The sequence below is a fragment of the Acidobacteriota bacterium genome (assembly GCA_022562055.1).
In the GTDB taxonomy this organism is placed as follows: domain Bacteria; phylum Actinomycetota; class Acidimicrobiia; order Spongiisociales; family UBA5794; genus BMS3BBIN02.
Map to the genome: position 1 here is coordinate 58,370 of JADFQA010000015.1, position 8,244 is coordinate 66,613.

Annotated in this window: 7 protein-coding genes and 2 tRNA genes; 7 read left to right on the forward strand and 2 right to left on the reverse strand. The window is 60.1% G+C overall.

Annotated elements, in window-relative coordinates; translation table 11 throughout:
- The first annotated feature begins 3 nt into the window (after nucleotides 1-3).
- The 4 genes from IIC71_07010 (at nucleotide 4) to IIC71_07025 (ending at nucleotide 3,743) form a co-directional block, all read left to right on the forward strand.
- Complete coding sequence (locus tag IIC71_07010; GenBank protein ID MCH7668936.1) at nucleotides 4-918, forward strand: branched-chain amino acid transaminase; 915 nt, start codon at nucleotides 4-6, stop codon at nucleotides 916-918.
- Nucleotides 919-987: 69 nt separating this feature from the next.
- Nucleotides 988-1,497, forward strand: coding sequence for a hypothetical protein (locus IIC71_07015; protein ID MCH7668937.1), 510 nt, complete (start codon nucleotides 988-990; stop codon nucleotides 1,495-1,497).
- 19 nt (nucleotides 1,498-1,516) lie between these two features.
- Nucleotides 1,517-2,278 (forward strand): fumarylacetoacetate hydrolase family protein, encoded by a 762-nt coding sequence (locus IIC71_07020; protein ID MCH7668938.1) that lies wholly within the window; start codon nucleotides 1,517-1,519, stop codon nucleotides 2,276-2,278.
- Between the two features lie 10 nt (nucleotides 2,279-2,288).
- Nucleotides 2,289-3,743, forward strand: a complete 1,455-nt coding sequence (locus tag IIC71_07025) for a glutamate--tRNA ligase (protein ID MCH7668939.1) — start codon at nucleotides 2,289-2,291, stop codon at nucleotides 3,741-3,743.
- Nucleotides 3,744-3,771: 28 nt separating this feature from the next.
- On the opposite strand, the gene IIC71_07030 is transcribed toward IIC71_07025, so the two are convergent.
- Nucleotides 3,772-5,124 carry a hypothetical protein gene (locus IIC71_07030; GenBank protein ID MCH7668940.1) on the reverse strand — a complete coding sequence of 451 codons (1,353 nt, stop codon included), beginning with the start codon at nucleotides 5,122-5,124 and terminating at the stop codon, nucleotides 3,772-3,774.
- Between the two features lie 66 nt (nucleotides 5,125-5,190).
- Between IIC71_07030 and IIC71_07035 the strand changes: the two genes are divergently transcribed.
- Nucleotides 5,191-5,262 (forward strand) — tRNA-Gln (locus IIC71_07035).
- 27 nt (nucleotides 5,263-5,289) lie between these two features.
- Nucleotides 5,290-5,365: transfer RNA gene (locus IIC71_07040), tRNA-Glu, on the forward strand.
- A 96-nt stretch (nucleotides 5,366-5,461) separates the two neighbouring features.
- Here the strand turns inward: IIC71_07040 and IIC71_07045 are convergent.
- Nucleotides 5,462-6,910: an IS1182 family transposase gene (locus IIC71_07045; protein ID MCH7668941.1), complete on the reverse strand. Its 1,449-nt coding sequence runs from the start codon at nucleotides 6,908-6,910 to the stop codon at nucleotides 5,462-5,464.
- A gap of 357 nt (nucleotides 6,911-7,267) precedes the next feature.
- On the opposite strand from IIC71_07045, the gene IIC71_07050 reads away from it, so the two are divergent.
- On the forward strand, nucleotides 7,268-8,244 hold a 977-nt coding region (locus IIC71_07050), incomplete at its 3' end, for an NAD(P)-dependent alcohol dehydrogenase (protein MCH7668942.1).

The following is an 8,244-nucleotide window of genomic DNA, read 5'->3' on the forward strand; positions in this document are numbered from 1 at the left end:
AACATGGAGGCAACAAAACTCATTTGGGTCAACGGGAAGATGACGCCGTGGGAAGATGCGAACGTTCACTTCCTCACCCACGGGCTCCACTACGGCACGGGTGTGTTCGAAGGTATCCGGGCGTATAACACACCGGGTGGCACCGCGGTGTTCCGGCTCACCGACCACATGCAACGTTTACGCAACGGTGCCAAGGTGTATTGGGTGCCTGTCGAGTACTCGACCAAAGAGCTTGTCGAGGCCGTAAAGCAGGTCCTCCGTGAGAACGAACTCGCCCAGGGCTACATTCGGCCGCTCGTGTTTTTCGGTGGTGGGTCGATGGGTCTTAACCCTGAGGGTGCAGATCCGATGTGCCTCATCGCATGTTGGCCGTGGGGGGCGTACCTGGGTGATGACGGTCTCGCAAACGGGATCCGTGTGAAGATATCGTCGTGGAGACGCATCGACCAGGGTTCTTTCATACCAAATGCTAAGGGCGCTGGCGGCTACGTGAACTCTGTTCTCGCCAAAAGGGAGGCGTTGCGGTCCGGCTACGACGAGGCCCTCCTGTTGAACAATGACGGCATGGTCTGCGAGGGTTCCGGTGAAAACCTCTTCCTCGTGTCGAAAGGTGTTGTGTCCACCCCGCCGATCGCGTCGGGCATCCTCGCCGGAATCACCCGCGACTCGGTCATGACAATCCTTCGTGAGGAAGGTTACGAAGTTGTCGAGCGGGTGATCACCCGCAGCGATGTCTACTACGCCGACGAACTTTTCTTGACCGGAACCGCCGCGGAAGTGACGCCCATCCGTGAAGTGGATGATCTCGTCATCGGGGCGGGCAAACCAGGCCCGGTGACCAAATTCGTGCAAGAACGCTACATGGCCATCGTCAAAGGGGAGACCCCTGATCATGACGAGTGGCGCGAATACGTCTGATCGGTAGCATGGCGACGGTTCGAGTCTGTCGAACATCAAGTGCTGTCTCCCGGGAGTAAATCCACAACCATGGGCCAAGAGCCGAACATAGAGCTAGAGCCTGCGGATCGTCCGCGGACTGTTGCGAGGGTTGGTGTGCCGCGTCGCTGGACACCAACGCGGCCAGGGGATATCACGGCCCCCGAGCAGATGCCGGTAGGTCCGGGATTTGGCCGCATTGGTCCAGGTACCGGGTTCGCATTGAAACTCGTTGGCCGTGCCGCATTTGAGTTTGCGGAGGGGGAAAACCACCACGACGCGGAGTACGCAATAGCACTCATTGCCGGTGCACGGGCGTCACTCTGTGGACGTAGCCCTACGGTCGAAGATGTGGAGGTTGCGCTGACGTTGTGCGGGTACCGGAGCGAGACGAACTCCGCCGCATTCGCGCGGGCACGCAACGTGGCCTTTGCCAACCTTGCGCACAACGACGCACACGCCCGCGCCCTGATCGATGCCATTCCCAGTTCGGTATTGCTCGAATCCCCCGCCGACGTAGCAGCCCGGATTCGGGCCGGCGAACGATTCTTGAGCGACTGATAGATATGAGATCACCCGCATGAAGATTGTCCGCGTTGACACCAAGGCCGATGACATCACATATGGAGTTGTCGAAAACGAGGGGATTCGGTTGTATCGTGGCTCGCCGTTTGTCGCATGGGAGCCGACCGAGACGGTGGTCGATTGGGACAAGGCTCGCTTGTTGGCCCCGGTTATTCCGACGAAGGTTGTATGTGTCGGCCGAAACTACATAGGTCATACGCAGGAGATGGGTAACGATGTCCCAGCCGAACCGGCGCTCTTTTTGAAACCGCCGACGACCGTGATCGGACCAATGCAGACGATTCGATACCCCGAGTCGAGTAGCGAGCTGAGTTACGAGGGTGAGCTTGCAGTTGTGATCAGCCGTGTCACGCGTAACGTCGAGATCGAAGACGTTGGTCCGCATATCCTGGGATACACGGCAGCGAACGATATCACCGCCCGAGATCACCAGCGCGATGACGTGCAGTGGACGCGCGCCAAAGGCTTCGATACGTTCTGCCCGCTCGGACCCGCCATCGATACCGACATCGACCCGCAAGAGGGGCTGTCGATCATCACCCGTGTCAATGGCGACATGCGCCAATCGGGTTCGACAGCCGACATGATCTTTGGAGTCGGATTCATCGTTTCATATATTTCGAAGATCATGACCCTTCTGCCCGGTGATGTGATCTTGACCGGGACTCCCGAGGGAGTCGGCGTTTTGAACCCCGGGGACAAAGTCGACGTTGAGATCGAGGGTATCGGTGTGCTTACTAATACCGTGAGTTCATAGGGTCAGCGTTGTGACCGTCCGTGTAAGAATCGCGCCATCACCGACCGGCTATCTGCATGTCGGTACCGCCCGCGCGGCGTTGTACAACTATCTCTTTGCTCGTCACAACCGTGGCACGTTCATCCTGCGTAGCGATGACACCGACACGGCGCGATCTACGCAGGAGTTCTCAGACAGCATTGTCGATTCAATGAAATGGCTCGGGCTGGAATGGGACGAAGGGATTGTCGTTGGCGGACCACAAACGACATACCGGCAGTCCGAGCGGCTCGACCGATATCGCGAGGTCGCGATGCAGCTAGTTGTTGAGGGCAAGGCTTACTACTCGTTTGCCAGCCCGGAACAGCTCGAAGAATTTCGGAACCAAGCGCGTCGAGATGGAACTTCGCCGGCGTACGACGGCCGGTTCAAGGTGTCGCAGGACGAGGCGCAGCAGCGACTGGCGGGCGGGGAGAAGGCCACGGTGCGGTTTGCGGTCCCGCGTCCCGGAGAGACGGTGTTCAACGATGTCGTGCGTGGCGATGTGCGCTTCGATCATATCCAGGTCGACGACTTTGTGATCCTTCGCTCGAACGGCACACCGACGTATCACCTGGCGAGCACAGTGGACGACGTCGACTTTGCAATCACGCACGTCATTCGCGGCGAAGACATTTTGTCGTCGACACCAAAACACATCCTTCTGACCAAAGCAATGGGCGCCGAGCCGCCGATTTACGCCCATCTTCCGCTGCTGATGGGTCCGGACGGGAAGAAGTTGTCCAAGCGACACGGTCACACCGCGCTAGCCGCGTATCGCGATGCTGGTTTCCTACCGGCCGCGGTTGTCAACTACCTTGCGCTGCTTGGGTGGAGTCCCGGTGACGATGACACCGTGATCGATTTGGCAGGCATGGTTGAGAAGTTTGATCTCAACCGGGTCTCGAAAAACCCGGCGATCTTCGACGTTGAGAAGCTCGAGTGGATGAACGGTGTGTACATTCGTGACATGGATCGCTCGGCGTTTGTCTCCCTCATTGAACCGCTTGTCGAGGACGATCTTGGTCGACAGTTGAGCCCGGAGGAATCTGAGGTGCTCGCTGCAATGGCGCCGCTCGTGCAAGAGCGTACCAAGCGTCTCACCGAGATTGCTCCGCAGATGCGATTCCTGTTTGTTGACGTTTCATATGACGAGACTTCGTGGCAGAAAGTCATGACGAAGCCGGACGCCGCCCGGGCGGTCAGTGCCGCGGCTCAGGCGTTGAGCTCCCTCAGTGATTTTTCGACCGAGTCCGTCGAACAGGCCTTGCGTGCGATGCTTGAGTCTGAAGACCTGAACCCACGTAAGGGTTTTCAGCCGTTGCGTGTTGCGATCTCAGGTTCGTCTGTGAGTCTGCCACTGTTCGAGTCGATCACCGCACTCGGCAGAGATACCACGCTGGCCCGGCTCAACACTGTTACGGAGTTGCTGGCCGCAGACCACTGAAGAAGTCAACCGCCGTGTCAAGGGGTGGTTACCCGCGAGTCATCCAGATGGCGGCGGCTCCGTCGACAGTGACGATCGCGACGACCGTGCGATCACCCCAGTCGATGACAGCAATGTTGGACTCGAACCGCGCCCCCTCGGGCGTCACGAGGGTGAAGTCCTCTTGAAAGTTATCGCCTTCGAGCGACAGTGCGACCAAAGTGTTTCGGCGTTGATTTGGTACTAACACCTCCCACTTGCCGTCCCCATCGAGGTCGCCGACGTAAGCACCGTCGAGGGTTCGGGAGTTGATCGTGTGCGATGAGTAGTCGCCTTTGATCGCAACGGATTCGAGACGGCCGTTGACGATGCGTAGTGCTTGCAGGCAGCCACCGATGTGGGGTGTGAGAATGGTGAGGATCAGCGGGCCCTCGGGGTCGTCAACGATGGCGAGCTGGTGACGCCACCGGTTGCCCTGCCCGATTGGGGCGCTCTCCGCTAGCAACGTGCCGTCGAGATCGAATACCGCCATTCGAGACCCGTCCGAAGCGTTCGATATCGTCACTACGACTTCTGTCTCACCGTTTCCCGTGACATCACCGAGCATTGCGGAGCGTCCTTCGATGACGTCGGGCTCGTCGAGGACGACCCGGGACCGAATCGCGCCGTTGTCTTCGATCACAACGAAGCCGCCGGCTTCGATTGCGTCGCCGACTATTCCGTGGTTGAGCCGGCTGACAGGGTCGGTGAGTGCGACGATGAAGGCGCCATCCGTCGCAAGAAGTGTGTCATTGAGCAAGTTCACAGGGGTCTCGGAATAATCGTTCGGTGTCCCGATAGCGACAATGTCTTCGCTGAAGACCCACGCCCAGCCGTCGCCAAACGGGACAGCGCCCGTCTGTGCGGTCCGGTCGGGGAGATCAACAAAACCAACGTTGTCGCCCACGGAGCCGAACATCGGGTCGGGACCTACACCGGCCCACTGCACGGCCCCTTCTAGGCCTATGCCATCGTTGGTCAGAGTGGCGCGGGTGAGCGCACTGTCCGTCACTGAGGCGACCGAGATGTACAGGTCCCCCGACACGACCGCAAGGTCGATACGTATCGATTCGGGATCGACGAGGAAGCTGATGGGCGGGGCAAATGTCCCACCGTTCGAGATCGGCTGTTCTGCGAGGTTGCCAGACGGAGCACGTGAAGATCGAATGGGGGAGTAGGGGAGGTCGGTATCGGAAAGAGGGACAGGAGTCGGCCCGTCAACCGACAAACTTGTTGGCGGGGGAGCGGCGGCGACTGAAAGCGGTCCGCTCGTGCTCGGGGTGTCTGTGGCTGATGGACTCGATGTTGTTGAGCATGCAGTCGCAACGATTGCGAGGACGGCGACGGTATGGCGCAAATGCATGCGTGCATCGTAGTGGCGGTCTGAGATTGCCACTTTGGCTGCGGAAGCGTATCCTTGCGGCTCCATTCGGAGGTGGTGTAATTGGTAACACGCCGGGTTCTGGTCCCGTCATTGGGGGTTCGAGTCCTCCCCTCCGAGCCGGCGACCTTCCCGTAGGTCGCTCTCGGCCCCGTCGTCTAGAGGCCTAGGACGCCGCCCTCTCAAGGCGGTAACGCCGGTTCAAATCCGGTCGGGGCTACCAGCAGAAACCCTTGCAATGGGGGCTGTCGCATAGATGGCCGCCGAGCGGGGGTTTTTGGCGTGTCTGGGTTAGGCCGCGTCGATCCTTGTTCCGGGTTTAGATGGCTGCGAGTCTCTGGCGGTGGATTTTGAGCAGGTTGTGGACGGTGCACACGAGTCGCCACTCACTTGACGTTGCATCGAGTCCTCTGTTCGAGAATCGCCGAAACCCGAGGTTGGCTTTGATGTTCCCGAAGACCGTCTCGACGGTGGTTTTGCGTTTGGCATAGGCGGCGGCTCCGTGTTCGGTGGCGAGCCGTTCAACCATGGCTTGTCGGACCTCGACCGAGTCTGGGCGACCAGCGCGATGGTTCCGCAGAAGTTTGCGGGCCGTGGTAGTTGATACCCCCATTTCGGCAGCGGCTGCTGTGACGGTGACCTCCGCTGCGTTGAGGCGTTCAATCACTTCTCTACGTTGAGCAAGACGTGGATCATCCGGGTCGGTGATACCCCCGGTCAGGGGCATCGGGGTGATCAACACTTCAGCGTCGATATCGAGCGTGGCGTTGGGGATTGACCAGTAGCCGGTATCGGCAACGAACGTCTCCACCGGGTCGGCGCCGGTGTCCACAAGGTTCTTCTCGGTAGCAACAACCATTGCTTCGAACACGACCGAGTCCCGGGCGACGGTGGTGACTTGGGCGGCGACAACGATCTGGTCTTCGGTGACGGCTGCTTGTGCGTTGTATCCCCAGATGAAACGGCGACGGTCTTTGAGTGTGCGGCTATCGGGGTCGGTGACGTTGATTCTGCGGGTCCGAGCCGCACTCGCCCACTTCGTTGTCGGATCTGCTCGACGGCCACCGAGCTTACGACCCAACGCGGCCTCCTTGACCGTGCGATCTGCCTGATACGACTCGGCATCAGACGGACCGTCAGCATCGAGTTGACGTAACGCTTCACGCAGCCTCACCCGACGGTCGCGGCGATCCGCCCACCTAACGGGCAGCTCATCGCCACGGCGTGCCCCGTACTCGAGGTCCTCGGCAGCATCAACCGCTTCAGCCTCCTTCAGGATCTCGTCGACGATCTGACGACGAGTCACCAACGACCCGGCCGATACGTCGGCTTCGATCTTCGTCCCGTCAATCGCCACCACACCCGAGCGCACCAGACCTTCAGAAACACACAACGCCACCACCTGGGAGAACACACCAGCAATGGCCTCCTGATGACGGCGACGGAACCGAGCCAACGTGGCATGATCCGGCTGCTGGTTCGCGGCAATCACCCGGAACGCGACATCGTCACAGAGACGTTGCTCGATACGGCGGCTCGATCGTTCCCCCACACAGTACGCATACAGAAGTATCCCCAATATCACTACTGGGTCATACGAAGCACCGCCCCGACCGTCGCTCCGCAGCGACCAATAGAACCCCGACATGTCCAACTCGGCGACCACATCAACAATAAACCACACCAAATGATCCGAAGGCAACCAGTCAGACAACGACGGTGGCATCAACACCAACTGATCCCGCTCAACAGTACGTACATTCACCATGACACCATTGTTCCGCGCGGCACACCAAAACGCGAGAACCACGCACATTCATGCGACAGCCCCCATTGCAAGGGTTCCCGGCGTTTCGGGGGTCAATTATCTCGTCCAACGCGGCTACCCGCCACAGGCGGATTCGAGTCTCCGCCTCACGGGGGAGGTTCCCCTACTCCCCGCCTTCCCCGATCCACCTATGGGGGGAGCCACCGATCGTTCCACGGGGCGATGACGGCAGCGGCGTTGTGCCATAACTTAGGTTCCGTACGAATCACAGCGTACGTACAGAGAACGCGACAACCGAGGAGGATCTGACCAGCTTGCTCATAAGCCCGGTCAGCCCTTCACGCAAGGAGAGAAAATATGTCAGCCAAGACGACGATTCAGAAAGAGACGATGAAAGCACGAAGCAAATACGGAGTAGGCCACGGAGGTGCAATGAAGGCCATTGTCCAGAACGGGTACGGGGCGCCGGAGCGGGTGCTCAAGCTGGAAGAGGTCGAGCGCCCATCGGTCGGCGAAGACGACGTTCTGATCCGGGTGCGGGCCACCAGCGTGAACACCCCCGACTGGATCACAGTGGCTGGAGTCCCCTACATTCTCCGGCTGCAATCTGGGCTTCGGCAGCCGTCGACCCAGGTGCGGGGAACCGATGTCGCCGGGGTGGTCGAGGCCGTCGGCAAGAATGTGACCGATCTTCAGCCCGGCGACGATGTATTCGGGTCATCGTGGGCCGACACTCTCGCCAACCGGGCCGGCGCGTTCGCAGAATTCGCTGTGGCTCCGGCGTCCCAGCTGATCAAAAAGCCTGTCGGACTCTCCTTCGAGGCGGCTGGGGCATCTGTCATGTCGGGCCTCACCGCGCTGATCGCAATCCGCGACGTGGGCAAGGTCGGACCGGGGACCCGGGTTCTGATCAACGGGGCGTCGGGAGGCGTCGGAACGTTTGCGGTGCAAATCGCCAAGGCGCTCGGTGCGGAAGTCACCGGCGTGACCAGCACCCGGAACCTCGAGCTGGTCCGATCGCTGGGTGCCGATCACGTCATCGACTACACCGAGGAGGACTTCACCCGCAGCGAGCAGCGTTACGACATCATCCTCGACAATGTGATGAACCACCCGCCCTCGGCGACGGCTCAGGTGCTAACACCCACCGGGATGCTCATTCCAAACAGCATCGGCAACACGGGAGGCTTCTTCGCCGGCCTACCGAGGGCGGCGCGTGCGGCCCTGATGGGGCGAGGCTCGACCGATGTGCAGACCGTCAGCTGCGTGGTGAACCACGAGAACCTAGATGCACTCGCCACACTCCTCGAATCCGGCGACGTCAAGGTGGTCAT

Bases quoted from the DNA above. Each gene is read 5' to 3' on its own strand.
- IIC71_07010 (MCH7668936.1), top strand. From the start codon at position 4: ATGGAGGCAACAAAACTCATTTGGGTCAACGGGAAGATGACGCCGTGG.
- IIC71_07015 (MCH7668937.1), top strand. From the start codon at position 988: ATGGGCCAAGAGCCGAACATAGAGCTAGAGCCTGCGGATCGTCCGCGG.
- IIC71_07020 (MCH7668938.1), top strand. From the start codon at position 1,517: ATGAAGATTGTCCGCGTTGACACCAAGGCCGATGACATCACATATGGA.
- IIC71_07030 (MCH7668940.1), bottom strand. From the start codon at position 5,124: ATGCATTTGCGCCATACCGTCGCCGTCCTCGCAATCGTTGCGACTGCA.
- IIC71_07045 (MCH7668941.1), bottom strand. From the start codon at position 6,910: ATGGTGAATGTACGTACTGTTGAGCGGGATCAGTTGGTGTTGATGCCA.